Here is a 26598-nt window from a genome sequence, read left to right as displayed (position 1 = left end):
TTAACGCCAGCGGAAAAAGAAAAAGGCCGGATTAACCGGCCTCTGACTACTCAGCGTTGCGATTACTTCTCGTGCAGGCCGAGTTTTTTCTCCAGATAGTGGATATTGGTTCCACCGTGCTGGAAGTTTTCGTCGGACATGATTTTCATCTGTAGTTCAACGTTGGTTTTGATACCGTCGATGATCAGTTCCGCCAGTGCATTTTTCATGCGGGCGATGGCCACGTCGCGTGATTCGCCGTAAGTGATCAGCTTACCGATCATAGAGTCGTAATAAGGCGGCACGGTATAGCCTGAATAAATATGCGACTCCCAGCGCACGCCAAAACCGCCTGGCGCGTGGAAGCGAGTAATTTTACCCGGGCTTGGCAGGAAGGTCACGGGATCTTCGGCGTTGATACGGCACTCGACCGCATGTCCGCGAATGATCACATCTTCCTGTTTGATCGACAACGGCTGGCCTGCGGCGATACGCAGCTGCTCTTTGATCAGATCAACACCGGTGATCATCTCGGTCACCGGATGTTCCACCTGAATACGGGTGTTCATCTCAATGAAGTAGAACTCACCGTTTTCATACAGGAACTCAAACGTACCTGCGCCACGATAGCCAATTTCAATACAGGCTTTAGCACAGCGATTGCCGATAAACCGACGCTGTTCCTCAGTGATACCTGGGCCTGGCGCTTCTTCGACCACTTTCTGGTGACGACGCTGCATTGAGCAGTCACGTTCGCCCAGATAGATCGCGTTGCCCTGACCATCAGCCAGTACCTGAATCTCAATGTGGCGTGGATTCTCCAGATACTTCTCCATGTAAACCATGTCGTTGCTGAATGCCGCTTTGGCTTCCGCTTTCGTCATGTTGATGGATTGTTCCAGATCTTTGTCGCTGCGCACGACGCGCATACCACGACCGCCACCGCCGCCAGAGGCTTTGATGATGACCGGATAACCGATGCGCTTAGCAAAGGCACGGTTCTTATCCATATCATCGGTCAGTGAACCGTCAGAACCCGGAACGGTTGGGACGCCAGCTTTCTTCATCGCATTGATCGCAGAGACTTTGTCGCCCATCAGGCGAATAGTGTCTGCTTTCGGGCCGATAAAGATAAAGCCGGAGCGCTCAACCTGCTCGGCAAAATCGGCATTCTCAGAGAGGAAGCCGTAGCCTGGGTGAATCGCCACCGCGCCGGTAATCTCTGCAGCAGAGATCAGCGCCGGGATATTGAGGTAACTTTTAACTGACTGCGCCGGGCCGATGCAGACAGTTTCGTCTGCCAGCAGCACGTGCTTCAGGTCACGATCCGCGCTTGAGTGTACCGCGACAGTCTTAATGCCCAGCTCTTTACAGGCACGCAGAATGCGCAGTGCGATCTCACCACGGTTAGCAATAACAATTTTATCCAGCATGATCTGCCCCGTTACTCGATGATAACCAGTGGCTCGTCAAATTCGACCGGCTGACCGCTTTCAACCAGGATAGCTTTCACTACGCCTGACTTATCAGCTTCGATCTGGTTCATCATTTTCATGGCTTCGACGATGCACAAGGTATCGCCAGCATTCACTTTCTGGCCAACTTCCACAAAGGCTTTCGCATCCGGGCTCGGCGTACGGTAGAAGGTCCCTACCATCGGTGAACGCACGATGTGACCACTGATTTCAGCCGGTGCCGCTTCGGCAGCCGCTGCAACAGGGGCTACAGCTGTTGCCAGAGCAGGCTGTTGAACCGGCGCAGCGTAAGCCTGCTGCATCATCGGGTAACCCGTATTGACAGGGGCACGACTGATGCGAACGGACTCTTCACCTTCAGAGATTTCCAGCTCAGAAATGCCAGACTCTTCAACCAGTTCGATCAGTTTTTTAATTTTACGAATATCCATGAGTGGGGTTCCGTACTCAGTTTGATTAATGAGATTGAGACAGGCGTTTTACTGCCGTTTGTAAAGCCCATGTGTAGCCGTCAGCGCCAAGCCCACAGATCACGCCAGCAGAAACATCAGAAAGATAGGAGTGATGGCGGAAGGGCTCGCGGGCATGCACATTAGAGAGATGAACCTCGATAAACGGTATTTCTACCGCCAGCAGGGCATCACGCAGTGCGACACTGGTATGGGTAAACGCGGCAGGATTAATGATGATGTAATCCACATTGCCTTTGGCCTCATGAATGCGATCAATCAGCTGAAATTCAGCATTGGTCTGCAGGTGGCTCAACTCCACATTCAGCTGGTCTGCCTGACGCGTCAAATCGTCCACGATCTGACTAAGCGTGGTATGACCATACTTCTCAGGTTCACGTGTTCCCAACAGATTAAGGTTGGGCCCGTTCAAAAGCAGAATATGTAATTTATGCGCCATCGTGCTGCCATCTCCCGCAATCATTGAGGCATCGCGTAAAATACCTTGCGAATCTTCATTTGTCACCTTTCGGGGCTAAAAAGAAGACCCGACGAGCAATAAAGCCGGGCATTATATCCGTTTCGTGTCATTTCGCAGCAAAATACTGGTCTTATCTGCGAAGATGATCGGATGTAGCCTGCGGGCCACATCTTTTATCAGAAAACGGCAGAGGAAAACAACGGGTGAAGCGCTAGCGGGACCACCATTTGAGAAATTTTTTGTAACGCCAGGCTAACAGTATCGCAGCAAGCAGGGCATAGATAAGTGGCTGGGGTGACAGGATTTTCACCGACCAGATATAGTGAATCGGCACAAGGATCGCGACAAGATAGACCGCGTTGTGCAGGGTTTGCCAGCGCTTACCGAGTCTGCGCTGAGCGCGCTGGAAAGAGGTTACCGCCAGGGCCAGTAATATCAGCCAGCTGATAATACCCAGCGTCAGGTAGGGACGGGAGATCAGTTCGCTGCCCAGCAGACGCAGATTGTCCACGCCCAGCTCCAGCAGGTAATAGCTCAGCAGATGAAGGGACGCCCAGACAAAGGTCCATACGCCGAGCAGACGACGCGTACGGATTAACAGCGGCTGCCTGCCGTAACGTGCCAGCGGTGAAACCAGTAGCGTCCCCAGCAGCAGTTTCAGCGCCATGCGGCCGGTAAAATGCTGAATATCTTTTGCCGGATCCGCACTCAGTCCACCCTGCATTGCTGCCAGAATCAGATAAACCAGCGGCAACAGGGCCGCCAGATGCAGGATCACCTTGAGCCATGTGATCTGTTTTAGCGACAGGCGGACCACCTAGTAATTCTCCCGTAAATCCATGCCCCGGTAGAGTGACGCTACCTGTTCGGCATAACCGTTAAACAACAGCGTTGGCTGGCGTTCGACCTTCAGACTGCCGCCAGGGCCAATGAATCGCTCTGTCGCCTGCGACCAGCGAGGGTGATTAACATGGGGATTCACATTGGCATAAAAGCCATACTCGTCGGCAGCAATCTGATTCCAGGTCGTTGGCGGCTGTTTGTCGGTCAGCGTGATTTTCACAATCGACTTGATGCCTTTAAAACCATATTTCCACGGTACCGTCAGACGAATCGGTGCGCCATTTTGCGGCGGCAACGCTTTGCCATAGACACCGGTGGTCAGTATCGTCAGCGGGTGCATCGCTTCATCAATGCGTAAACCTTCTACATAGGGATAGTTGAGCCCGCCGCCAATAAAGCGATCTTTCTGGCCCGGCATCTGCTCCGGGTCGTAAAGCGTCTGGAAGGCGACAAAGCGCGCTTTGCTGGTGGGTTCCGCCAGCGAAAGAAGCTTATTCAGCTCAAAGCCTATCCAGGGCACGACCATCGACCAGGCTTCCACGCAACGCATGCGATAGATTCGCTGTTCCATAGCAAACCGCTTGAAGATGTCATCCATGTCCAGCGTCACAGGCTTAGCCACTTCGCCATCAATGGTCAGTTTCCAGGGGGCAGTTTTCAGCGTGCCTGCATTGGCAGCCGGATCGGCCTTATCCAGCCCGAACTCATAGAAGTTGTTGTAGCCGGAGACTTTATCCTCAGGTGTTAAGGTCAGTTCGGCCTGATATTTCGCCGGTTTAGTAAAGTCCAGCGCCCGGCCAGCGGGCGCGGGTGGACGGTCATTACCTTTAAACCAGCTAAGAATATCGGCATTCGCCACGCCCGGCATACCCATTGCCGCCGCGCTCAGTCCCAGCGTTTTCAGCACCTGGCGGCGCTTCAGGTTAAAAATGCTTTCCGGCGTTACGTCGGCTTCGGTCAGGTGGGATATGCGTTTCATTGGGCTTCTCCAGACAGGATGTCATCATCCAGCATGATGACTATCGCTGATATCAGCCAGTTTCGCTGTGAAAATGTGAAATTTCCTGGCTGAGCACGGCGATGAGAATGCACTGAAAGTTGCCGGGATTAACACCTGCGATGATATCCCGAGGATATACTTCGGCTTCATGCGTCCAGGCGCTGTCGGCAGGGGCAAATTATGCTATTTTGCTCGCGTTTTCGTCAGGCTAAGGGTACAAGGTCGGATGATCCGGTTATCACCGCAGTAATATAGGCACAGGGATGCGATTAACCACAAAATTATCTGCGTTTATTACCTTTTTAAGCTTGCTGGCAATGTCGTTGATGCTGGCTGGCTGCGCATTAAGTGTTTTCTGGTTCAGCCATCAGCGGGTTGAGCATCGGGCGCAGGTGCTGGCGACGGAGGTCGATCAGGCGATGTTCACTGAGTCGCCCGCAGCGTTGCACGGCTGGCTTACGCGTTTGATGCCGATAATGAATGCTGAGCAGATTTCTCTTCACGACGGCAGACAGACTTTTCTCACTCTCTCCCGACACGAAAATCAGATGCTGGAAGACGAGCCCAATCGTTTTTTTCAGGTCGATGTGCCGTTAATGCATCAAACCGGCTTACAGCTGCGGGTCGTTACCCTGGATCCTGCTAAAACCTGGCTACGTTCTATCACCGGAACCTACACGCTGGGCATCCTGTTTACCGTTGTGCTGGTGATGAGTCTGTTGTTGCTGATGATGCATCGCTGGCTCAGTCGGCAGTGGCGCGGCATGGAAAATTTTGAAGCACGGGCAGAGGCGATTATCAACGGTGAGCGTGGAATCGTGCCAGACCGTGGTACGGATGAGTGGCCTCCCAGGGCGAGCCGTGCCATGGATCTCTTGCTGGCGGATCTGCAGGAAGCGGGCGAACAGCGACTGCGTATCGACACGCTAATCCGCACCTTTGCCGCACAGGATGGGCGTACCGGTCTTAATAACCGACTTTTCTTTGACAACCAGCTCGCGACTTTGCTGGAGGATCAGGAAAATGTCGGCACTCACGGTGTTGTGATGATGGTGCGTCTGCCCGATCTGGACACACTGAAAGACAGGCTGGAGCAGGGACTGGTTGAAGAGTACCTGTTTAATTTCGTCAACATGCTCTCTACTTTTGTGCTGCGCTATCCTGGCGCTTTACTGGCACGCTATTTCCGCAGTGATTTTGCCGTATTACTGCCGCATCGCAGCCTCAAAGAGGCTAACAGTATTGCTGATCAACTTATTAATGCTGTCGATTCTCTGCCGCCGATGCGCATGGTGAATCGTGATGATCTGATCCACATCGGTATCAGTGCCTGGCACAGCGGGCAGACCGTGCCGCAGGTAATTGAAAATGCTGAAATGGCCACCCGACGAGCGGCACTGCTGGGCGGTAACAACTGGACTAACGGTGCTGGAAATCCTCAGGATGCCGGACGCGGAAGTGTGCGCTGGCGAACCTTGCTGGAGAACACACTCAGCCGGGGTGGCCCAAGGCTTTACCACAAACCCACCGTTAATATTGAAGGTAAAGTTCAGCATCGGGTGATGCTGACCCGCATCTTCGATGGCGATAAAGAGGTGCTGGCCGCAGAATATATGCCGCTGGTTCAGCAACTGGGGATGGCTGATGCCTGGGATCGCCAACTGATGACCCGCATTGCCGCACTCTCAGAACTCTGGCCGGAAGAGACGCTGGTCATCCCGGTGACAATAACCTCGCTCCTGCAGCGTCCATTTGTCGTCTGGCTGCAGAATATGCTGCTGCAGTGTCCGAAAGCACAAAGAAAACGATTTTTATTTGAACTTGCCGAGGCAGATGTATGTCAACACATCAACCGTTTAGCGCCAGTATTCCGCGCACTTAAAGCCTTTGGCTGCCGGGTTGCCGTCAATCAGGCGGGTCTGACTGTGGTCAGCAGCGCCTATATACGACAGCTGCCACTGGAACTGATCAAGCTTGATGCGGGTCTGGTCCGTAATATTGAGCGGCGAACAGAAAATCAGCTGTTTGTGCAGAGCCTGCTTGAAGTCTGTAAATGCACTGGCATTCAGGTGTTTGCAACGGGTGTTCGTACAAAGGCGGAGTGGCAGACATTAGTGGCGCTGGGTGTCGCAGGCGGACAGGGAGACTTTTTTGCCTCTTCGCTTCCGGTAAACAGTAACGTGAAGAAATATTCTCAACGTTACCGTATTTAATGAATTGCCGTCGTAACAGCGACAATTTGCGGTTTTTTTTAATGTTTAGCCGCATCTGAATCCCTGACCTTGCTGCCGGAAATGTTAGATTTTATGTCGGGCATGGCGCAGGGAAAACGCGTGAAAAGCAGTGCTGATGGCGTCTGGTCGGCATTCTGCTGTTGCAGATCGTCGGTTCAGATGACTTAAACGCAATCAGGCGTCTTTTTTCACCGAAGCAGAACGTTTTTGCGCCTTGTGGCAGCTTCGTGTGGTTGGTAAAGTAAGCGGATTTTATTTTCCGCCCCCAGCTTGCAGGATTATCCCTTAGTATGTTTAAAAAATTTCGTGGCATGTTTTCCAACGACTTGTCCATTGACCTGGGTACCGCGAATACCCTGATTTACGTAAAAGGACAGGGCATCGTGCTGAACGAGCCTTCCGTGGTCGCTATTCGACAGGACCGTGCCGGTTCGCCGAAAAGTGTCGCGGCCGTGGGTCATGACGCCAAACAGATGCTCGGCCGTACGCCAGGCAATATCGCAGCTATCCGTCCGATGAAAGATGGCGTTATCGCTGACTTCTTCGTGACCGAAAAAATGCTGCAACACTTCATCAAGCAGGTTCACAGCAACAGCTTTATGCGTCCCAGCCCACGTGTGCTGGTCTGCGTGCCCGTTGGCGCGACCCAGGTAGAACGCCGTGCGATTCGTGAATCGGCTCAGGGCGCAGGCGCGCGTGAAGTCTTTCTGATTGAAGAACCCATGGCTGCGGCGATTGGTGCAGGTCTGCCCGTTTCTGAAGCAACCGGTTCAATGGTCGTCGACATTGGTGGTGGTACAACAGAAGTGGCCGTGATCTCCCTGAACGGTGTGGTCTACTCCTCATCAGTCCGTATTGGTGGTGATCGCTTCGATGAAGCTATTATTAATTATGTGCGTCGTAACTACGGTTCACTGATTGGCGAAGCGACCGCAGAACGCATCAAGCATGAGATCGGTTCAGCGTACCCGGGCGATGAAGTCCGCGAAATTGAAGTCCGTGGTCGTAACCTGGCAGAAGGTGTACCGCGCGGCTTTACGCTGAACTCCAACGAAATTCTGGAAGCGCTGCAGGAGCCATTAACCGGCATCGTTAGCGCGGTGATGGTTGCCCTTGAACAGTGTCCGCCTGAGCTGGCTTCAGATATCTCGGAACGTGGCATGGTGCTGACCGGTGGTGGTGCATTACTGCGTAACCTGGATCGCCTGCTGATGGAAGAGACGGGCATTCCGGTTGTGGTTGCTGAAGATCCGCTGACCTGTGTGGCTCGCGGTGGCGGCAAGGCGCTGGAAATGATCGACATGCATGGCGGCGATTTGTTCAGCGAAGAATAATTGCCTCAACCGGCTGAGAACGCAATGATCATGCGAGGGAGTGGCATGTGAACCGGCGATATCTGTGCCGGTACAGTGCGTTCAGCCCAGGGAGGCACGGTTTTTTGCCGTCGCTTCCTCTCCTGTTGTCGAGGATCACGCAGATTATATGAAGCCGATTTTTAGCAGGGGGCCTTCCCTGCAGTTGCGTCTTTTTCTGGCGGTAATTGTGGCGATTGCCATTATTATTGCCGACAGCCGTGTGGGTTCTTTTACCCAAATACGCAACTATCTGGATACGTCGGTCAGTCCGTTTTACTTCCTGGCCAATGGACCACGTCAGCTGTTGGATGGCGTATCCGAGTCGCTGGCATCGCGTCAGCAACTGGAGCAGGAAAACAAAGCGTTACGTCGTGAACTCTTCCTGAAAAACAGTAACCTGCTAATGCTGGGGCAATATAAGCAGGAAAACGCACGTCTGCGTGAACTGCTGGGTTCACCGCTGCGTCAGGATGAGCAAAAGATGGTGACGCAGGTGATCTCCACCGGCACCGATCCTTACACCGACCAGGTTGTGATCGACAAAGGCAGCGTGAACGGTGTCTATGAAGGTCAGCCGGTCATCAGTGACAAAGGTGTGGTGGGGCAGGTCATCGCGGTCGGACAACTCACCAGCCGTGTTCTGCTAATCTGTGATGCATCTCATGCCTTGCCGATTCAGGTGCTGCGTAATGACATTCGTGTGATTGCCGCCGGCAACGGCTGTAATGAAGATCTTCAGCTTGAACATCTGCCGGGTAATACTGACATTCGTGTCGGCGATGTGCTGGTGACGTCTGGCATTGGTGGTCGTTTCCCTGAAGGTTATCCGGTGGGTGTGGTTTCCTCTGTGAAAGTGGACACCCAGCGCGCTTACACGGTGATTCAGGCCCATCCGACCGCCGGTCTGCAGCGTCTGCGTTACCTGCTGTTGCTGTGGGGCGCTGACCGCAATGGCGATATGCCACTGCCGCAGGATGAAGTGCACCGCGTTGCGAACGAGCGTCTGATGCAGATGATGCCGCAGGTTTTACCGCCTGCCGGTGAAATGGGCCCGCCAGCGCCTGCCGCTCAGATGGGACCGCCTGCTCCGTCTGCCAGCAGCAGCGGACAGAGCAACTCCTCGCGTTCACGCGGGGGCCAGCCTTGAGTCGATATCGTAGCCAGGGACGCTGGGTCATCTGGCTCTCTTTCCTGGTTGCGTTAGTCCTGCAAATCATGCCGTGGCCGGAAGAGATTTATATGTTCCGGCCCTCATGGCTGCTACTGATCCTCATCTATTGGGTTCTCGCACTGCCACATCGGGTCAATGTCGGTACTGGATTTGTGCTGGGTGCCATCATGGATCTGGTTGCCGGATCGACGCTTGGCGTGCGTGCGCTGGCGCTCAGTATCATCGCCTACCTGATTGCCTTTAAGTTCCAGTTATTCCGCAACTTAGCGTTGTGGCAGCAAGCGTTAATGGTTATGGTGCTGTCACTGGCGATGGATGTGATTGTCTTCTGGGCAGAATTCCTGGTAATCAACGTTTCATTCCGACCTGAAATTTTCTGGAGCAGTGTCGTCGACGGTATTCTCTGGCCCTGGCTATTCTTATTAATGAGAAAAATTCGTCGTCAGTTCGCTGTTCAATAAGGAAATTTATGGTAACCCTTTATCTTGCTTCCGGTTCACCGCGTCGTCGTGAGCTGTTAACTCAACTTGGCCTGACATTTGAGCGCATCGTGACTGACGTTGAAGAGCAACGTCAGCCAAACGAAGCGGCGGAAATTTATGTCCGCCGTCTGGCAAACGACAAAGCGCAGGCAGGTGTCAGACTGGCCGCGCAGGATCTGCCGGTGCTGGGCGCGGATACCATCGTGGTGCTGAATGGCGACGTGCTGGAAAAACCCCGCGATGCCGCCCATGCCCACGCGATGCTGCGCAAACTCTCGGGCCATACACATCAGGTGATGACGGCGGTAGCGCTGGCCGACAGCCAGCAGGCGCTGGATTGCGTTGTGACCACTGATGTGACATTCCGCACCTTAACGGAGACCGACATCGACGACTATATCGCTACCGGCGAACCGATGGATAAAGCAGGTGCATACGGTATTCAGGGCAGGGGAGGAAACTTTGTCCGCAAAATTAATGGAAGCTACCATGCAGTGGTCGGATTACCTCTGGTTGAGACAGCGGAGCTGATCAGCCATTTCCAGTCACTGCGTGCTGTAAGAGGTCAACATGACGGCTGAATTACTGGTTAACGTCACGCCTTCTGAAACGCGTGTAGCCTATATTGACGGCGGCATCCTTCAGGAAATACATATTGAGCGTGAAGCGCGGCGCGGCATTGTTGGCAATATTTACAAAGGACGTGTCAGTCGTGTTCTGCCCGGCATGCAGGCCGCCTTTGTCGATATCGGTCTGGAAAAAGCGGCTTTTCTGCACGCCTCTGACATCATGCCGCATACTGAATGTGTGGCGGGTGACGAAAAGAAAAACTTCATCGTGCGTGATATCGCTGAGCTGGTGCGTCAGGGACAGGATCTGGTGGTTCAGGTCGTCAAGGATCCGCTGGGTACTAAAGGTGCCCGGCTGACGACAGACATTACCCTGCCTTCGCGTTACCTGGTCTTTATGCCGGGCGCATCGCATGTTGGTGTCTCTCAGCGTATTGAGAGTGAGAAAGAGCGCGATCGGCTTAAAGCGGTGGTGGCTGACTACTGCGACGACCTCGGTGGCTTTATCATCCGCACCGCCGCAGAGGGAATTGGAGAAGAGGAGCTGGCGCAGGACGCGGCTTTTCTCAAACGTCTCTGGACCAAAGTCAGCGAACGTAAAAAGCGCAACCAGACCCGCTGCCTGCTTTACGGCGAGCTGGCGCTGGCCCAGCGTATTCTGCGTGATTTTGCGGGCGCTGCGCTGGATCGCATCCGGGTCGACTCCCGTCTGACCTGCGACATGCTGGTGGAATTTACCGGTGAGTATATCCCGGAAATGGCCGGCAAGCTGGAGCTTTACAACGGTAAACAGCCTATTTTCGACCTGTTTGATGTCGAAAATGAGATTCAGCGCTCGCTGGATCGCAAAGTTGAACTAAAGTCAGGCGGATATCTGATCATCGATCAGACCGAAGCGATGACGACTATCGATATCAACACCGGTGCGTTTGTCGGCCATCGCAATCTGGATGAGACGATCTTTAATACCAATGTTGAGGCCACTCAGGCGATCGCGCGTCAGCTGCGACTGCGTAATCTGGGAGGCATTATCATTATCGACTTCATTGACATGAGCAATGAAGACCACCGGCGCCGGGTACTGCATTCGCTGGAAAGCGCACTCAGTAAAGATCGGGTTAAAACCGGTATCAATGGGTTCTCGGCGTTGGGTCTGGTGGAAATGACGCGTAAGCGTACCCGTGAAAGCATTGAGCACGTTCTATGTCAGGATTGCCCGGTCTGCAAAGGGCGCGGCACGCTGAAAACTGTTGAAACGGTTTGCTATGAGATCATGCGTGAAATTGTCCGGGTTCACCACGCCTATGATTCTGACCGTTTCCTGGTCTATGTTTCACCGACGGTCGGTGAAGCGTTAAAAACCGATGAGTCTCATGCACTGGCTGAAGTTGAAATCTTTGTCGGCAAGCAGGTTAAAGTCCATGTCGAAGCGCTCTACACTCAGGAGCAGTTCGATGTGGTGATGATGTAGCACCAGTCCGAATACCGGTTTCTTCGGAAATCGGGCTGAAAAATCGCCCTTGTTTGAGATAAAATGCGCGCTTTTAACGCTTTCATCTGAAGACGGTCGGGTATTAAGAACCAACTATCCGTCGTTTACGGAACACAAGGAGAGGCGTGCGTGAGGCAGTTGCCGAGGATTTTGTTACTGCTGGTCGCGGCAATCATCGTGATTGTCGCGCTGCTGGTCAGCGGATTGCGTCTGGTGATGCCGCATCTCGACAGCTATCGCAGCAACCTTCTGCAATTCATCTCTGACCGCACGGGTGTGCCGGTTAACGCCAGCCAGTTAGAGGGCAAGTGGGAGAACTTTGGCCCGACTCTTCAGGTACGCGATCTCAACGTTGATCTGCAGGAGAACGGTAAACTCTCGATCAATCGCATCAATCTGGCGCTCGACGTCTGGCAATCCCTGCTGCACTGGCGCTGGCAGTTTCGCGATCTGACCTTCTGGCAGCTGCACCTCGAGACTAATCGTCCTTTACTCGACAACGACAAAGAGAAAAACAGCTTCCGTCCGGCGCAGATTAATGAACTCTTTCTGCGTCAGTTTGACCACTTCGACCTGCGGGATAGCACCATCCGTTTCCGCACCCCTTCCGGCCAGCATGCTGAACTGGCGATTCCGCGACTCTCCTGGGTCAATGAAGACAACCGCCACCGGGCCGAGGGTGAAGTCAGTCTGTCGAGCTTTACCGGCCAGCATGGCGTGGTTCAGGTGCGGCTCGATCTCAATGACAGCAACGGTTTACTCAATGATGGCCGCATCTGGATGCAGGCCGACGACGTCGACATGCGTCCATGGCTGGGCCGCTGGGTGCGCGATAACACCCGTCTGGACAGCGCCCGCTTCAGCCTGGCAGCCTGGGTCAACCTGCGTGATGGCGACATTTATGCCGGTGATCTGCTGTTGCGCAAGGGGGGCGCCAGCTGGCAGGGCGAGACCGGACGACACCGCATAGACGTCGATGGGCTGACCGCGCATTTGTCACGCTTCCAGAATGGCTGGGTCGTCAATGTGCCGCACACGCGGCTCAGCACTGACGGCCAGTCATGGCCCGCCGGCCACTTCTCTCTGTTATGGCGTCCTGAGGATAAACAGCTGCTGGGGCCGGATGGTCAGCCGGAAGTACGTGTTCGCGCGACACAACTGGTTTTGAGTCATATTGCACCTATCGTTCCGCTGTTTGCGCCGCTCTCTCCGGCGCTGTTTGAAAACTGGCAGACGCTGCAGCCCCAGGGCACCGTCGATGGCCTGGCGCTGGATATTCCCTTACAGCAGCCTGAAAAAACCCGCGTCCAGGTAAAGTGGCGTGATTTCAGCTGGCAGCCCTGGAAATTGTTGCCGGGCATCAGCCATTTAAGCGGTGAAGCGCGCGGCAGCCTGAGCAATGGTCAGGTCAGTGTAGATATGGGAGCGGCAACCGTTCCCTATGGCGATATGTTCCAGGCCCCCTTAGAGATTAAGCGCGTGACCGGTGCGGTGCGGTGGCTGCGTGATGAACATGGCCTCACGCTGGCGGGTGAAAACCTTGACCTGCAGGCTCGCTCGCTCTGGGCGCGTGGGGATTTCAGCTATCAGCAGAATAGCGGTGGTGAACCCCGTCTGGATATTCTGGCCGGTATCCGGCTTACCGATGCGGGCGATGCCTGGCGCTACTTCCCGGTACCGCTGATGGGTAACAGCCTGACGCACTATCTGAGTGGGGCAGTGAAGGGTGGCAGGGTGGACAATGCCACGCTGCTGTTTGCCGGTAATCCGGCGCTATTCCCGTTCAAGCACAATGATGGCATGTTCCAGGTCTGGGTGCCGCTTCGCCAGGCGACCTATGCGTTTCAGCCCAAATGGCCGGCGTTGAGCAATCTCGATATTGACCTTAACTTCCTGAACGACGGTCTGTGGATGAAAGCACCCATTGCCCGACTGGGCGAGGTGGACGCGCATAATGTCACGGCGGTGATCCCGGACTACCTTAAAGAAAAACTGATCATCGACGGGGATATCAGCGGCGAAGGCCCGCAGATCGCGGACTATTTCGATCAGACGCCGCTGAAACCTTCATTGGGTGCCGCGCTGTCGGAGCTGGAAATCAAAGGCCGCGTCGGGGGGCATCTGAATCTGGATATTCCATTGGATGGCCAGCAGGTGCACGCCCGTGGCAATGTCGATCTGAACAATAATTCACTGTTTATCAAGCCGTTAAAAACCACGATCAATAACCTTTCAGGCCGCTTCCGTTACGACAATGGCAATCTGGAGAGTGAGGATCTGCGGGCAAACTGGTTTGGTCAGCCGATGGGCGTCCGTTTCAGCACCAAAGAGAACCCGGACGACTTTGGCGTGAACGTCAAACTTCAGGGCGACTGGCAACCCGCTAAAATCAGCGAGGTCCCGGCAGCTGTCAGTAAGCAATTGGGCGGGCATCTCCCCTGGCAGGGCGACGTAAATATCACGCTGCCCCATTATGGCGGGGCGCGTTATGACGTGGCGCTGAACGGTAATGCCAAAGAAGTAAGTAGTCACTTACCTGCACCGCTCGATAAAAATGCCGGTGAGGCAATGCCAATTGCCATTCAGGCCAGCGGTGACCTGAACCATTTCGATCTCAGTGGCAGCATAGATGAAGACCACCGTTTTAACAGCCGCTGGTTGCTGGAGCCGACGTTGCGTGTTGACCGCGGCATCTGGCTGAATGATGCCCGGAAAACGCCTGCTCTGCCCGATCATGCTGGCATGGTGCTGAACCTGCCTGCGCTGGATGGCGAGGCCTGGGTCGCGATGATGGCTGCCGGAGGTTCTGCGGGGACGCGCGCATCAGGCGGCGGTAGCGATTTCCAGACGGGCGGCGTCACGCTGCCGGGTAACATCACGCTGCGCAGTCCGGCAGTCACGCTGGCCGGGCAGCAATGGCATGATGTTGAGGCGACACTGGCGCAGGGTTCAGCCGGCAATAGCCAGGTCAGCGTCAATGCGAAAGAGTTGCGTGGTGCGCTGCTAATGGCACCTAAAGCGCCGTGGCAGGTGAACCTGGATTACCTCTACTACAATCCGCAGTGGGGTAATGATGCAGGTGATGCCGATAAAGGCGGCAAAGCGTCTCCTCAGCAAGCCAAAAACATTAATTTCAGCCAGTGGCCCGCCCTGCAATTACGCTGTAAAGAATGCTGGGTGCTCGGCCAAAAATATGGTCAGGTATCCGCGGCGCTGCAACCTGAAGGAGATAAGTTAGCGCTTACTAATGGCAAAGTGGATACCGGCAGTTCGCAGCTTAAAATTAACGGTGAGTGGATTAACCGTCCCGATGACCAGCGCACCTCGCTGAAGGGGACGCTTAAAGGCCCGAATATCAATAACGCGACCAACTGGTTTGGTGTCAACACGCCGCTGCGCGATGCGCCATTTGATATTGCTTACGACCTGCACTGGCGCTCTGCCCCCTGGCAGCCCTCCGCAGAGACGCTGAGCGGTACCCTGAAGACCCACTTTGGCAAAGGCCAGATTGCGGATGTAAACACGGGCACAGCGGGAAAAATCCTGCGACTGGTGAGTTTTGATGCGCTGCTGCGTAAGCTGCGCTTCGACTTCAGCGACACCTTTACCAACTCGTTCTATTTCGATTCAATTAACGGCACCGCCTGGATCGAAAACGGCAGGATGCGCACCGATAACCTGCTGGTGGATGGGCTGGAAGCCGATATCGCCATGCAGGGCAATCTCGACCTGGTAAAACGTCAGATTGACATGGAAGCAGTGGTGGCGCCCGAAATATCCGCTTCAGTCGGCGTGGCAACCGCCTTTGCCATCAATCCGGTGATTGGCGCGGCGGTGTTTGCCGCCAGTAAAGTTCTGGGACCCCTTTGGAACAAGATATCGCTGCTGCGTTATCACATCAGTGGCCCCCTGGATAAGCCGGAAATCAATGAAGTGCTGCGTAAACCGCGTGAAACAGACAACAAGTGAATTTGACGCAGTACCGGAATTACCGCAGGCTATGATTATCTGAGCACATAATGAGTGAGAAACGATGACTCTGAACCTGGTAAGTGAGCAGTTACTGACTGCTAACGGCATTAATCAGCAGGACCTATTTTCCCTGTTAGGGCAGCTTTCAGAACGTCGTCTGGATTATGCCGATCTCTATTTTCAATCCAGCTTTCACGAATCCTGGGTGCTGGAAGATAAAATTATTAAAGATGGCTCATACCATATCGATCAGGGTGTGGGCGTGCGCGCGGTCAGCGGGGAGAAAACCGGCTTCGCCTATGCAGACCAGATCACACTGAATGCACTGCGTCTCTCCTCTGAAGCGGCACGTAGCATCGTACGTGAACAGGGAAATGGCAAGGCACACACGCTCTCTGCCGTAATGAACCGTTCGCTCTACTCTGCGGTCGATCCGCTGAGCAGCCTGACACGTGAAGATAAAATTGCCCTGCTCCATCGCGTTGATAAAGTGGCCCGTGCGGCTGACCCGCGCGTGCAGGAAGTCAATGCCAGCCTGACCGGTGTTTACGAGCATGTGCTGGTGGCCGCGACTGACGGCACACTGGCGGCTGACGTTCGTCCGCTGGTTCGCCTCTCTATCAGCGTTCAGGTTGAAGATCAGGGCAAGCGTGAACGCGGCGCAAGCGGCGGCGGTGCGCGTACCGGTTATACGTTCTTCCTTGAAGATGAAAATGGCGAAGTGCGCGCTGATGCCTGGGCGCGTGAAGCGGTGCGCATGGCGCTGGTTAATCTCTCTGCGGTGGCGGCACCTGCCGGCGCATTGCCGGTGGTGCTGGGTGCGGGCTGGCCTGGCGTCCTGTTGCATGAAGCAGTTGGTCACGGTCTGGAAGGCGACTTTAACCGCCGTGGCACCTCAGTATTCAGCGGTAAAATCGGTCAGCAGGTTGCGTCTGAACTCTGTACCGTGGTGGATGACGGCACGCTTGAAGGGCTGCGCGGTTCACTGGCGGTGGATGATGAAGGCGTTCCCGGCCAGTACAACATGCTGATTGAGAATGGTGTGCTGAAAGGCTACATGCAGGACAAGCTCAATGCGCGACTGATGGGCGTCAGCCCGACCGGTAACGGACGCCGTGAATCCTACGCACATCTGCCGATGCCGCGCATGACCAACACCTATATGCTGGCAGGCAAATCATCGCCGCAGGATATTATTGAAAGCGTTGAGTACGGCCTCTATGCGCCAAACTTTGGTGGCGGTCAGGTGGATATCACCTCCGGCAAATTTGTCTTCTCAACCTCAGAGGCTTATCTGATTGAGAACGGCAAAATCACCAAACCGGTCAAAGGTGCCACGCTGATTGGCTCCGGCATTGAAGCGATGCAGCAGATCTCGATGGTGGGTAACGACCTGGCGCTGGATAAAGGCGTGGGCGTCTGCGGTAAAGAGGGCCAGAGCCTGCCGGTCGGTGTCGGTCAGCCTACGCTGAAGCTGGATAAACTGACCATCGGCGGCACCGCCTGATGTGACCTCAACAACCCGCCACCTGGCGGGTTGTTAGCTTTTACGGTGCTGCTGATACTGTTCAGCCACCTGTTCAAAATAGCCGGTCAGGTAATCGATACAAACCTGCACCTTAAGCGGCAACTTATCCTTCTCGGTATAGAGCGCGTAGACCGGTCGCGGATCGGACTGATACTGCGGAAAAAGAATATCGATCTCGCCCGCGTTGATCTCATTAATCACCCACATCATTGGCACATAGGCGATGCCATTGCCCGACTTCAGCCAGCGGATCAGCGTCAGTGAATCATTCGTCACGAATCGTCCCTGCGGTGACAGGCGGGTCACCAGGCCTTCCGGCGCAATCAGCTCGAAATTGTTGTCGGGACGTACGCTATATTCCAGCCAGGAAAAATTATCGATGTCAGCTGGTTTCTCGGGCGTGCCATGCTGCGTCAGATAGCTTTTTGCAGCGCACACCACCATTGGCATGGCACCAAGACGACGTGAAAAGAGGCTGGAGTCTTTTAGTACGCCCACCCGAATCACCAGATCCAGACCATCTGCAATCAAATCCGGCGCCGGTACACCGGTAACCAGATTCACACTCAGTCCCGGGTATTCCCGCAGCATATCGCTGGTCATGCCGGCTAACACATTCTGCGCCATGGTTGAGGAACTGCCAATTCGCAGTTCGCCAATTGGCGTATTGTTAAACGCGTAGAGCTGCTCATGCACCTGCGTCGCTTCGGCCAGCATACGCCGACAACCCTGATAATAGATTTTACCCGCTTCGGTCAGCCCGATACTGCGGGTGCTGCGATTCAGCAGCTTAACCTGCAATGCATCTTCCAGTTTCGCGACAATCTGGCTAATTGATGAGACGCTAAGATGAAGCTGGCGTGCCGCGGCGGTAAACGAACCCAGTTCGACCACTCTGGCGAAGACAGACATGCCTTTCAGTCGTTCCATTATTTACTCTGGCTTAAAAGTGATTTAGATCACATTCTGTAGAAAACGTATAGTCAGGCGCGTTACTATATGCGCGCCGGGGTATTTCCCGGTGATTCTTCATTGCCTGATACCCTTCGATGATACGCTATTATTAAGCCAGCTGCGGTTCGGATAGCGCTGCCAGATGGTTTTCCCGCGACATCTGAAAAGGCAAAGGAGTATCCCGGCAAGGTCGAACTAAGGATTTTTGATGAGTGTGCTTCCGGTATTTGTCATGTTTGGGCTCTCTTTTCCGCCCGTTTTCATCGAACTTATTATTTCACTGATGCTGTTCTGGTTAGTGAAACGTGTGCTCACGCCGAGCGGTATCTACGATCTTGTCTGGCATCCGGCACTTTTTAATACAGCGCTTTACTGCTGTGTGTTTTACCTTGTCTCCCGTTTATTAGTCTGAGGTTGAAGTGAAAGCACTCATAAGAAAAATCGCGCGCTACGCGATCACTATTCTGCTGGTCATCATCGCTGTGGTAATCATTTTCCGCGCCTGGGTGTTCTACACCGAATCGCCCTGGACCCGGGATGCACGTTTCGCGGCAGACGTGGTGGCGATTTCACCTGACGTCACCGGCCTCATTACCGATGTTCCGGTACACGACAATCAGCTGGTTAAAAAGGGCGATACGCTGTTTGTGGTTGATCGGCCGCGCTATCAAAAAGCGCTTGATCAGGCACAGGCGGATGTTGAGTACTATCAGGCGCTGGTGAGTGAGAAACGTCGCGAAGCCGGACGCCGAAATCAGCTTGGCACCTCCGCGATGTCGCGCGAGGCTATCGAGCAATCCAATAACGATCTGCAAACCAGTGAGCATCAGCTGGCGAAATCGGTGGCAACACGCGATCTGGCGGCGATTGACCTTGAACGCACCACTGTAAAAGCGCCATCCGACGGCTGGGTCACTAACCTTAATGTCTACCAGGGTGAGTTTATTACCCGCGGTTCTGTGGCAGTAGCGCTGGTTCAGCAACACTCCTTCTATGTACTGGCTTACCTGGAAGAGACCAAACTGCACGGTGTTGAGAAGGGTTACCGTGCGGAAGTTACGCCGCTTGGCAGCAACATTGTATTGCGTGGCACGGTCGATAGTGTGGCGGCTGGCGTAACCAATAGCAGCAGCTCGGTCGACAGTAAAGGCATGGCAACAGTGGACTCTAACCTGGAGTGGGTCCGTTTGGCGCAGCGTGTGCCTGTGCGAATTCGGCTGGATGACCAGCCAGGTAACCGCTTCCCGGCAGGAACTACGGCAACGGTGGTGATAACGGGTCAGGTCGATCGTCAGCCTGAACAGGTGTCACCGATGATCCGACTGTTTAATCGCCTGCGTGAGTTTGGTTAAGAGGGCGATATGATCCAGTTTCTGCGTTTCCCGGTAAAACTCACCTTTGCGCTGGTGTTAGCGCTGATGGTGGGGTTCCACCTGAACCTTGAAACGCCACGCTGGGCAGTGATGACCGCCGGGATCGTGGCGGGCGGCACCGCGTTTGCGGCCGGTGGTGATCCCTATTCCGGGGCGCTGCGTTATCGCGGTGTTTTGCGTATTATCGGGACATTCATTGGTTGTATTGCCGCGCTGACCATCATGATTGCCACCGTTCGTGCGCCGGTCGTGATGCTGCTGCTGTGCTGCATCTGGGCAGGGCTCTGCGTCTGGCTTTCGTCGCTGATCAAAGTTGAAAACTCTTACGCACTGGGACTGGCGGGCTACACGGCGCTCATTATTGTGGTCACGGCCAACGCCAGCGGCGGTCTGACACTGGTGCCGCAATACGCCGTTGAGCGTTGCAGTGAAATCGTTCTCGGTATTTTGTGTGCCATTCTGGCCGACATGATCTTCTCGCCACGTTCAATCAAAAAAGTGATCGACGCCGAAGTCGATTCGCTGCTGGTGGCGCATTATCACCTGCTGCAACTCTGTTTCGCACATGGTGATAAAGAAGAGGTCGACAAAGCATGGGGAGCCCTGGTGCGTCGCACTTCAGCCCTGAACAGCATGCGCAGCCAGCTGATGATGGAGTCATCACGCTGGAAGAACAGTCACCGCCGCTTGCAGATGCTGAACACGTTGTCGCTGACGCTGATTACGCAGGCTGCCGAAACCTTCCTCATTCAGAATTCTCGCCCTGACTACATTCCGCCTCAATATCGTTTGATGGTTGAAAAGCCCGCGTCGACGGTTGAAGAGGTGCATAAGCGGATGAAAGTGATGCGGCGGGTGATCGGCGCCAGTGGCAAATCGACGCCGGTCACGCTGGCCAGTTGGGTTAGTACTGCCACTGAATATCTCCTGCTGCTCAATGGTATCAAAAGCAACAGCCGAATCACCTCGCTGGAAGAGGAGATTTTACAGCGGGAAGTGGTAATTCAGGCGCGTTCCGCTGAAACACATCATGCCATGATCAACGGTATTCGTACCTTCGTTGCCACCGCGCTGGGTTCACTGTTCTGGCTTTATACCGGCTGGACCTCAGGCAGTGGCTGTATGGTGATGCTGGCGGTAATCACCGCACTGGCAATGCGTATGCCTAATCCACTGATGATGGCCAAAGATTTTCTCTACGGCATGACAGTCGCGGTTCCGCTGGGTGCGCTCTACTTTATGTATGTTCTCCCTGCTACTCAGCAGAGCGCATTGCTGCTCTGTATCGCAATTGGCGTGCTGGGCTTTATCGCTGGCATCTTTATTCAGCGGCGTCAGATCGGCACCCTGGGCGCGTTAATTGGTACCCTCAACGTCGTGGTTCTTGATAATCCGATGCAATTTCACACCAATGTCTTTCTGGACAACGTGCTCGGACAGGTTATCGGCTGCTTTGTGGCGATGATGGTGATCCTGTTAATTCGTGATAAATCAAAGGCGCGCACCGGACGCAAACTGCTTAATCGCTTTATGTATGCGGCCGTCTCCGCCATGACCACCAATCAGGCGCGGCGGCGTGAAAACCATTTGCCAGCGCTCTATCAGCAACTGTTTTTGCTGCTGAATCTGTTTCCAGGCGATATCAATAAATATCGCATCGCTTTGACACTGATTATTGGCCATCAGCGCTTACGTGATGCAGACGTGCCGGTTAACGCAGACCTCTCTGCGTATCACCGACAACTGCGTTACACCGCAGATCGGGTGATCTCCGCCAGCAGCGACGACAAGCGCCGTTACTACTTTGAGCGTCTGCTGAAGGAACTGGATGTCTATCAGGAGAAACTGGTCCATTACGATGCACCCGTCAGCGTAACCGAACCCGTAAAACGACTGGCGATGATGCTGGATAAGTATCAGAACACGCTCATCCAAATCTGAAACTGGCCGCTGTCACCTGCAGCGGCCAGCGCAATCCCCGCCCGACACAAAATCTGTCGCTTTTGCCAACTATACTCTTCAGACGGAAGCGTAAAACTGACAGGAGCAAATCAATGAAATCACTGCAAGAGAGCGAACTGTTCCGAACCGGCTATTTAGCGGACGGTCAGTGGCATCAGGCTGCCTCCACTTTTGACGTCACTAACCCGGCAACCGGTGAGGTGATTGCACAGGTGGCAAAAGCAGGTAAAGCTGAAACGGAACAGGCAATCGCCGCCGCAGAACGTGCCTTTCCTGCCTGGCGGGCGAAGACCGCGAAAGAGCGCGCTGACATTCTCACTCGCTGGTATCAGTTGATCATTGAGAATAAGCGCTGGCTTGGACAGCTAATGACGACCGAACAAGGCAAGCCCCTGAAAGAGGCGGAAGGGGAAGTCGAGTATGCCGCCAGTTTTATCCAGTGGTTTGCCGAGCAGGCGAAACGAGCTAATGGTGAGATCATTCCACCCGCAAAACCAGGCTCCCGTATTCTGGCAACCCGCGAGCCGATTGGCGTAGTGGCTGCCATCACGCCGTGGAATTTTCCGATGGCAATGCTGACCCGCAAACTGGGCCCGGCTCTGGCAGCAGGCTGTACCGGCATTATCAAACCCGCCAACAACACGCCACTTTCCGCCTTTGCCTTGCTGGCACTGGCGGAGCAGGCTGGCGTGCCAGATGGCGTACTGAACGCGGTCGCGGGTGATACTCATGCTATCAGCGATGCAATCATGGCCAGCAAAGTGGTGCGCAAAATCTCGTTCACCGGCTCTACCCAGGTGGGCAAGCTGCTGATGCGCAATGCCGCCGAAACCATGAAAAAAGTATCGATGGAGCTTGGCGGGAATGCCCCTTATATCGTGTTCGACGATGCCGATATTGATGCTGCCGTTCAGGGTGCGATTGCCAACAAATTTCGTAATGCGGGCCAGGTGTGCGTCAGCGTTAATCGCTTTTACATTCACAATGCCGTCTATGATCGCTTCACACAACAACTGGTTGCCGAAGTAAACGCGCTGAAGGTGGGCAATGGGATGGAAGAGGGCGTCATTGTCGGCCCCTTAATTGAAGCATTAGCAGTGGAGAAGGTTGAGCAGCACGTTAAAGACGCGGTAGCGAAAGGTGGCAAACTACTGGCGGGCGGCGAACGTCATGCACTGGGCGGCAACTTCTGGCAGCCGACCGTAATTACCGAGGCACACGAAGGTATGCAACTCGCCCAGGAAGAGACGTTCGGTCCGGTGGCCGCCTGTTTCCGCTTTGATGACGAAGAGGATGTCATCCGCCGGGCCAACGATACGCCGTTTGGCCTTGCCGCTTACTTTTACACTCAAAATCTGCAACGGGTGTTCCGTGTTTCAGCGGCGCTGGAAAGTGGCATGATCGGTATTAATGAATGTGCTGTTTCAACCGAGCTGGCACCCTTTGGTGGTGTTAAAGAGTCGGGTCTGGGCCGGGAAGGCTCGGTACTTGGCATGGAGGAGTATCTGGAAGTCAAAGCGCTGCATCTGGGCGGTTTGAACTAGCGGACATGAACGGGGGCGGCAAAGGCCGCCCGCAGACGGAGCATGGGAGCCGTCAGCATGAAAATCGAGCGTTTTGATTTTAATGAAATTGTCGATCAGGCCCATTTTTTCCGCCAGTTCAGCGAGCGCTTTACGCTGGAGGAACGCCGCATCTGCGACCTGGATGGATTATGGGATGTCGTGACGAGCGATCTGTTACCCATGCCACTGGAGATTGAATTTATTAATCTCGGCAGGGGACAGCGGCGTCGCTATGGTGCGCTGATTCTGTTATTTGATGAAGCGGAAGAGGAGCTGGAAGGCAGGCTGCACTTTAACGTCAGATAAAACGTCAGATAAAAAAAGGCCCCGGCGAGCGGGGCCAAAGGGTTCGTCATAAATCTGACGAGGAATTACTTATAAAGCTGTGCGGTGATGTGGTAGTTGTCACCCGTGCGCGCTTCAATGACTTTGTAGGCGCTGGCACCTTGTTCATCCGCTTTCTGTGAAAGCGCGGCACGGTAATCCATTGGTGCACCCGCGGTTCCACTGATGCTTACGGTGCCCGCAGGCTGCAGGTTCTGCGTCTGATCGCCGGTTACCAGCTGCGCAGCAGATGCGCCGAACGCCATAACGGAAAGCAGACTGACTGTAGCGATGGTTGTTTTGATATTCATGATTATCTCCTCAATACAATCAACAACCTGCGGTTACTCATAAAGGCGGGTCGTCGATATTTTCATGCGCCTTCAGGCGCCATCACGGTTAATTATTTATAAAGCTCAGCGGTGACATGCCAGGTGTTATCCTGGTTGTTTTCGATGATGCGATAGTGGCTTGCACCCTGTGCGTCCGCTTTCTCAGACAGGACCTGACGGACATGCGTCTGGTCGCCGTTACGTCCACCAATACTGATGGTCTGATTCATTGATTGCAGGCCCTGTGCCTGCTCATTGGACACCAGGCTTGCAGCACTGGCACCTACTGAGAACAGTGAAGCCAGACTCAGTGCGGCAATTGCTAATTTCGTTTTCATGGTCAAATCTCCTGAATTATTTGCTTCAGCTCTCCGGAGCGCAAAGGGCGCGTCAGACGGAGAGCCACTGGCATTATGGGGCTACGCCTTAGTTATACAGTGCGGCGGTCGCGTGATAATTGCCGTTGTTGTAGGCCTCAATCACGCGATAGGCTTTTGCGCCCTGCTGATCGGCTTTGTCACTGAGTTGCTGCTTGATATCCATCGGTGAACCGGCAACGCCGCTGACACTGATGGTGCCGACTGCCTGCAGATCCTGTGCCTGAGAGGCATCGATAGATTCTGCGGCAACTGCACCAAATGAAAGGGCAGAGAGAATGCTCAGGGCAGCGATGGTAGTTTTTACGTTCATAGATATTTCCTCGTCGTCTATTTTTATCTTTTTAGTTAGTGTGATTTGCATCACGAAAAGAAGTATAGAACTAATAACGACAGAAATTAATACTCCGCTAATAATGTTTTTTTGTGATTCTTTATCCTTATGGCTACTTTTAATAACTTAACGTTATAAAAACGGGTTGAAAAGTAGACTTTGAGGGTTTTTTAATCACAAAAACAGTGAGATAGATCACTTTAACGTTTAGTGCGAAAGTTGGCGGGGATTGGACTGGAGTTTGATCTGGATCCGGGCAATGTTACCGGATCGGTGATGTAAAGCAGTGTAAAATAGCGCAAATAGTGAAGCAGAGTAAGCGATATGTCTGACGGTCAGGCGCATGAAAGCGGGCTTATGACATATTAAGCAGCGGAACAGTGTGATGTAACACGGTGAGAAGAGAAAACAAACTGACGACCTGGCACGGGAGTGCAGGTCGTCAGTCAGCAATCAGAGTTCCTGTTCAAACAGGTTCAGGATTGCGCTGTGGAGTTGCTTGACCGTGAAGTCGCGCGCACGGGTGATAAAGATCGTGTCATCGCCAGCAATGGTGCCAAGAATCCCTTCCGACTTACCCAGTGAATCCAGCAGGCGTGCAATCAGCTGCGCTGCCCCCGGGCTGGTGTGAATTACCACCAGCGCATCGTTGTAATCGATATCCAGTACCAGGTTTTTTAACGGACTTGTCGTGGTCGGCACACCCAGCTCAGCAGGCAGGCAATAGACCATCTCCATCTTGGCATTGCGGGTACGCACAGCGCCAAACTTGGTTAGCATGCGCGAGACTTTGGACTGATTGATATTTTCAAAGCCCTGATCCTGAAGCGCCTGAACAATTTCGCCCTGGGAACTGAATTTTTCTTCTTTTAATAAGGCTTTAAAAGCCTTGATCAGATCGTCTTGTTTCGATGGGTTTCGCATAGGTTACCAATAAATAGAGAGAATAACCGCGCAGCCGCCTGCGGCAGAGTAATGATTATGCATTTTAATGCATTTTTATGCAATCGGTCGATTGATGAGCAGGGTTCGGGCGGCTAGCGGGCGGCGATAATAGCAAATAAATACGCTCAGACCAAAACCCCCGTCACAGCCCCGGAAGGCGAAGGTTGCAAAGTTGTTATATTATTGGTGGTGTAGTAACAGAAATAGCAACAGAAAACGCTCACAGCCGTTCTCTGTCTGACGACGGCAAAGTTGTCGGTCATTCAGGCGCAATGATAAGTAACTTTTGAATCCGGCGATTAACTGTGAAAACACGTAGAATTAACAGCGGATATTTATCATCGCCTGAGCAGTTGATTAAGGTCTGACACAGATAGAATTTCGGCCCATCTCTGCCCCACCTTAATAAGGAGTTAAGAATGAAAGTTGCCGTTCTCGGTGCCGCTGGCGGCATAGGCCAGGCGCTCGCACTTCTGCTCAAAACCCAGCTTCCCGCAGGTTCAGAACTCTCACTGTATGACATCGCGCCGGTTACACCGGGCGTTGCCGTCGATCTCAGCCATATTCCTACTGCAGTGGCTATCCAGGGGTTCAGTGGAGAAGATGCCACCCCCGCCTTACAAGGTGCAGATGTGGTACTGATTTCCGCGGGTGTCGCACGTAAACCTGGTATGGATCGCGCAGACCTGTTTAACGTTAACGCTGGTATTGTTCGGAACCTGATCGAACAGGTCGCTACCACGGCGCCTAAAGCGTTGATTGGTGTTATTACCAATCCGGTTAACACTACCGTTGCTATTGCGGCAGAAGTCCTGAAAAAGCATGGCGTTTACGACAAAAATCGCCTGTTTGGTGTCACCACACTGGACATCATCCGTGCCAATACCTTTGTGGCAGCGCTGAAAGGCAAACAGCCAGATCAGATTGAAGTACCGGTCATTGGCGGTCACTCTGGTGTAACCATTCTGCCGCTCCTGTCACAGGTCAAAGGTGTCAGCTTCAGCGATCAGGAAGTGGCTGATCTGACCAAACGCATTCAGAACGCCGGTACCGAAGTGGTGGAAGCCAAAGCGGGTGGCGGTTCGGCCACGCTGTCGATGGGCCAGGCAGCTGCACGTTTCGGTTTATCACTGGTTCGTGCACTGAAGGGTGAGGCGAATGTGGTGGAGTGTGCTTACGTGGAAGGTGAGGGTGAACATGCCCGCTTCTTCTCTCAGCCATTGCTGTTAGGTAAAAACGGCATTGCTGAACGCATGCCAATTGGTACTCTCAGCGCGTTCGAACAGCAGGCGCTGTCAGGCATGCTGGACACGCTGAAGAAAGATATCGCTCAGGGCGAAGAGTTCGTTAAGCAGTAACTGACGGCTCAGAGTTGTAATAACGCCCGGCTTTGCCGGGCGTT

The 26598-nt window shown here is 53.8% G+C and carries 24 protein-coding genes; 14 read left to right on the top strand and 10 right to left on the bottom strand.

The genetic code is table 11. The features are described from left to right. Positions 1-62: 62 nt before the first annotated feature. The 5 genes from accC to msrP all read right to left on the bottom strand — a co-directional run bounded on the left by accC (position 63) and on the right by msrP (position 4206). On the bottom strand, positions 63-1412 hold the full coding sequence (gene accC, locus P2R09_RS21520; RefSeq protein ID WP_003855240.1) for an acetyl-CoA carboxylase biotin carboxylase subunit: 1350 nt from the start codon (positions 1410-1412) through the stop codon (positions 63-65). Positions 1413-1423: 11 nt separating this feature from the next. Beyond that, positions 1424-1885: an acetyl-CoA carboxylase biotin carboxyl carrier protein gene (accB, locus tag P2R09_RS21515; RefSeq protein WP_003855242.1), complete on the bottom strand. Its 462-nt coding sequence runs from the start codon at positions 1883-1885 to the stop codon at positions 1424-1426. A 25-nt stretch (positions 1886-1910) separates the two neighbouring features. After that, a complete protein-coding gene (gene aroQ / locus P2R09_RS21510) occupies positions 1911-2363 on the bottom strand; it encodes a type II 3-dehydroquinate dehydratase (RefSeq protein ID WP_008925813.1) in 453 nt (150 codons plus the stop codon). A 232-nt stretch (positions 2364-2595) separates the two neighbouring features. After that, positions 2596-3201 (bottom strand): protein-methionine-sulfoxide reductase heme-binding subunit MsrQ, encoded by a 606-nt coding sequence (gene msrQ / locus P2R09_RS21505; RefSeq protein WP_003855248.1) that lies wholly within the window; start codon positions 3199-3201, stop codon positions 2596-2598. Beyond that, positions 3202-4206, bottom strand: a complete 1005-nt coding sequence (gene msrP, locus P2R09_RS21500; RefSeq protein WP_275772801.1) for a protein-methionine-sulfoxide reductase catalytic subunit MsrP — start codon at positions 4204-4206, stop codon at positions 3202-3204. Between the two features lie 284 nt (positions 4207-4490). Here msrP and csrD point away from each other — a divergent pair, with 284 nt between their 5' ends. The 8 genes from csrD to tldD all read left to right on the top strand — a co-directional run bounded on the left by csrD (position 4491) and on the right by tldD (position 17009). Continuing rightward, complete coding sequence (gene csrD, locus P2R09_RS21495; protein ID WP_275772799.1) at positions 4491-6440, top strand: RNase E specificity factor CsrD; 1950 nt, start codon at positions 4491-4493, stop codon at positions 6438-6440. A gap of 311 nt (positions 6441-6751) precedes the next feature. Next, positions 6752-7795: a rod shape-determining protein MreB gene (gene mreB, locus P2R09_RS21490; RefSeq protein WP_003855260.1), complete on the top strand. Its 1044-nt coding sequence runs from the start codon at positions 6752-6754 to the stop codon at positions 7793-7795. 148 nt (positions 7796-7943) lie between these two features. Beyond that, positions 7944-8963, top strand: coding sequence for a rod shape-determining protein MreC (gene mreC, locus P2R09_RS21485; RefSeq protein WP_003855263.1), 1020 nt, complete (start codon positions 7944-7946; stop codon positions 8961-8963). Further along, entirely contained in the window at positions 8960-9448 is a 489-nt protein-coding gene (mreD, locus tag P2R09_RS21480) for a rod shape-determining protein MreD (RefSeq protein WP_003855265.1), read from the top strand. Before mreC ends, mreD begins: the two co-directional genes overlap by 4 nt. Before the next feature lie 8 nt (positions 9449-9456). Continuing rightward, positions 9457-10050 carry a Maf family protein gene (locus P2R09_RS21475; RefSeq protein WP_003855266.1) on the top strand — a complete coding sequence of 198 codons (594 nt, stop codon included), beginning with the start codon at positions 9457-9459 and terminating at the stop codon, positions 10048-10050. Beyond that, positions 10040-11509 carry a ribonuclease G gene (gene rng, locus P2R09_RS21470; protein ID WP_003855268.1) on the top strand — a complete coding sequence of 490 codons (1470 nt, stop codon included), beginning with the start codon at positions 10040-10042 and terminating at the stop codon, positions 11507-11509. Before P2R09_RS21475 ends, rng begins: the two co-directional genes overlap by 11 nt. A 150-nt stretch (positions 11510-11659) precedes the next feature. Further along, a complete protein-coding gene (gene yhdP / locus P2R09_RS21465) occupies positions 11660-15499 on the top strand; it encodes an AsmA2 domain-containing protein YhdP (protein WP_275772798.1) in 3840 nt (1279 codons plus the stop codon). A 64-nt stretch (positions 15500-15563) separates the two neighbouring features. After that, positions 15564-17009: a metalloprotease TldD gene (tldD, locus tag P2R09_RS21460; RefSeq protein ID WP_275772797.1), complete on the top strand. Its 1446-nt coding sequence runs from the start codon at positions 15564-15566 to the stop codon at positions 17007-17009. 33 nt (positions 17010-17042) lie between these two features. Here tldD and aaeR read toward each other — a convergent pair whose 3' ends face one another. Beyond that, positions 17043-17960 (bottom strand): HTH-type transcriptional activator AaeR, encoded by a 918-nt coding sequence (gene aaeR / locus P2R09_RS21455; RefSeq protein WP_275772796.1) that lies wholly within the window; start codon positions 17958-17960, stop codon positions 17043-17045. Positions 17961-18192: 232 nt separating this feature from the next. Here aaeR and aaeX point away from each other — a divergent pair, with 232 nt between their 5' ends. The 5 genes from aaeX (at position 18193) to P2R09_RS21430 (ending at position 23190) form a co-directional block, all read left to right on the top strand. Next, the gene (aaeX, locus tag P2R09_RS21450; RefSeq protein ID WP_003855277.1) at positions 18193-18396 is read left to right on the top strand and encodes a p-hydroxybenzoic acid efflux pump operon protein AaeX; all 204 of its coding nucleotides are present in this window, start codon (positions 18193-18195) and stop codon (positions 18394-18396) included. 7 nt (positions 18397-18403) lie between these two features. Then, the gene (aaeA, locus tag P2R09_RS21445) at positions 18404-19336 is read left to right on the top strand and encodes a p-hydroxybenzoic acid efflux pump subunit AaeA (RefSeq protein ID WP_008925808.1); all 933 of its coding nucleotides are present in this window, start codon (positions 18404-18406) and stop codon (positions 19334-19336) included. A gap of 9 nt (positions 19337-19345) precedes the next feature. Beyond that, a complete protein-coding gene (aaeB, locus tag P2R09_RS21440) occupies positions 19346-21298 on the top strand; it encodes a p-hydroxybenzoic acid efflux pump subunit AaeB (RefSeq protein WP_275772794.1) in 1953 nt (650 codons plus the stop codon). 113 nt (positions 21299-21411) lie between these two features. After that, positions 21412-22863, top strand: a complete 1452-nt coding sequence (locus P2R09_RS21435) for an NAD-dependent succinate-semialdehyde dehydrogenase (protein WP_275772793.1) — start codon at positions 21412-21414, stop codon at positions 22861-22863. A 57-nt stretch (positions 22864-22920) separates the two neighbouring features. Beyond that, positions 22921-23190 (top strand): hypothetical protein, encoded by a 270-nt coding sequence (locus tag P2R09_RS21430; protein WP_003855285.1) that lies wholly within the window; start codon positions 22921-22923, stop codon positions 23188-23190. Between the two features lie 65 nt (positions 23191-23255). On the opposite strand, the gene yhcN (P2R09_RS21425) is transcribed toward P2R09_RS21430, so the two are convergent. The 4 genes from yhcN (P2R09_RS21425) to argR all read right to left on the bottom strand — a co-directional run bounded on the left by yhcN (P2R09_RS21425) (position 23256) and on the right by argR (position 25175). Beyond that, a complete protein-coding gene (gene yhcN / locus P2R09_RS21425; protein WP_003855286.1) occupies positions 23256-23519 on the bottom strand; it encodes a peroxide/acid stress response protein YhcN in 264 nt (87 codons plus the stop codon). A 92-nt stretch (positions 23520-23611) separates the two neighbouring features. Then, positions 23612-23878 carry a YdgH/BhsA/McbA-like domain containing protein gene (locus P2R09_RS21420; RefSeq protein WP_003855289.1) on the bottom strand — a complete coding sequence of 89 codons (267 nt, stop codon included), beginning with the start codon at positions 23876-23878 and terminating at the stop codon, positions 23612-23614. An 88-nt stretch (positions 23879-23966) separates the two neighbouring features. Next, positions 23967-24230, bottom strand: coding sequence for a peroxide/acid stress response protein YhcN (gene yhcN / locus P2R09_RS21415; RefSeq protein WP_003855290.1), 264 nt, complete (start codon positions 24228-24230; stop codon positions 23967-23969). A gap of 474 nt (positions 24231-24704) precedes the next feature. Next, positions 24705-25175, bottom strand: a complete 471-nt coding sequence (argR, locus tag P2R09_RS21410) for a transcriptional regulator ArgR (RefSeq protein WP_003855293.1) — start codon at positions 25173-25175, stop codon at positions 24705-24707. A gap of 440 nt (positions 25176-25615) precedes the next feature. Here argR and mdh point away from each other — a divergent pair, with 440 nt between their 5' ends. Beyond that, positions 25616-26554, top strand: coding sequence for a malate dehydrogenase (mdh, locus tag P2R09_RS21405; protein WP_275772792.1), 939 nt, complete (start codon positions 25616-25618; stop codon positions 26552-26554). Positions 26555-26598: the final 44 nt, after the last annotated feature.

The sequence above is a fragment of the Pantoea sp. Cr_R13 genome, assembly GCF_029222565.1.
Classification (GTDB): domain Bacteria; phylum Pseudomonadota; class Gammaproteobacteria; order Enterobacterales; family Enterobacteriaceae; genus Pantoea; species Pantoea eucalypti.
Note: the sequence above shows the minus strand (reverse complement) of the source record. Positions and strands in the feature narration are given on the sequence as shown.

Bases quoted from the DNA above. Each gene is read 5' to 3' on its own strand.
- accC (WP_003855240.1), bottom strand. From the start codon at position 1,412: ATGCTGGATAAAATTGTTATTGCTAACCGTGGTGAGATCGCACTGCGC.
- accB (WP_003855242.1), bottom strand. From the start codon at position 1,885: ATGGATATTCGTAAAATTAAAAAACTGATCGAACTGGTTGAAGAGTCT.
- aroQ (WP_008925813.1), bottom strand. From the start codon at position 2,363: ATGGCGCATAAATTACATATTCTGCTTTTGAACGGGCCCAACCTTAAT.
- msrP (WP_275772801.1), bottom strand. From the start codon at position 4,206: ATGAAACGCATATCCCACCTGACCGAAGCCGACGTAACGCCGGAAAGC.
- csrD (WP_275772799.1), top strand. From the start codon at position 4,491: ATGCGATTAACCACAAAATTATCTGCGTTTATTACCTTTTTAAGCTTG.
- mreB (WP_003855260.1), top strand. From the start codon at position 6,752: ATGTTTAAAAAATTTCGTGGCATGTTTTCCAACGACTTGTCCATTGAC.
- mreC (WP_003855263.1), top strand. From the start codon at position 7,944: ATGAAGCCGATTTTTAGCAGGGGGCCTTCCCTGCAGTTGCGTCTTTTT.
- P2R09_RS21475 (WP_003855266.1), top strand. From the start codon at position 9,457: ATGGTAACCCTTTATCTTGCTTCCGGTTCACCGCGTCGTCGTGAGCTG.
- rng (WP_003855268.1), top strand. From the start codon at position 10,040: ATGACGGCTGAATTACTGGTTAACGTCACGCCTTCTGAAACGCGTGTA.
- tldD (WP_275772797.1), top strand. From the start codon at position 15,564: ATGACTCTGAACCTGGTAAGTGAGCAGTTACTGACTGCTAACGGCATT.
- aaeR (WP_275772796.1), bottom strand. From the start codon at position 17,960: ATGGAACGACTGAAAGGCATGTCTGTCTTCGCCAGAGTGGTCGAACTG.
- aaeX (WP_003855277.1), top strand. From the start codon at position 18,193: ATGAGTGTGCTTCCGGTATTTGTCATGTTTGGGCTCTCTTTTCCGCCC.
- aaeB (WP_275772794.1), top strand. From the start codon at position 19,346: ATGATCCAGTTTCTGCGTTTCCCGGTAAAACTCACCTTTGCGCTGGTG.
- P2R09_RS21435 (WP_275772793.1), top strand. From the start codon at position 21,412: ATGAAATCACTGCAAGAGAGCGAACTGTTCCGAACCGGCTATTTAGCG.
- P2R09_RS21430 (WP_003855285.1), top strand. From the start codon at position 22,921: ATGAAAATCGAGCGTTTTGATTTTAATGAAATTGTCGATCAGGCCCAT.
- yhcN (WP_003855286.1), bottom strand. From the start codon at position 23,519: ATGAATATCAAAACAACCATCGCTACAGTCAGTCTGCTTTCCGTTATG.
- P2R09_RS21420 (WP_003855289.1), bottom strand. From the start codon at position 23,878: ATGAAAACGAAATTAGCAATTGCCGCACTGAGTCTGGCTTCACTGTTC.
- yhcN (WP_003855290.1), bottom strand. From the start codon at position 24,230: ATGAACGTAAAAACTACCATCGCTGCCCTGAGCATTCTCTCTGCCCTT.
- argR (WP_003855293.1), bottom strand. From the start codon at position 25,175: ATGCGAAACCCATCGAAACAAGACGATCTGATCAAGGCTTTTAAAGCC.
- mdh (WP_275772792.1), top strand. From the start codon at position 25,616: ATGAAAGTTGCCGTTCTCGGTGCCGCTGGCGGCATAGGCCAGGCGCTC.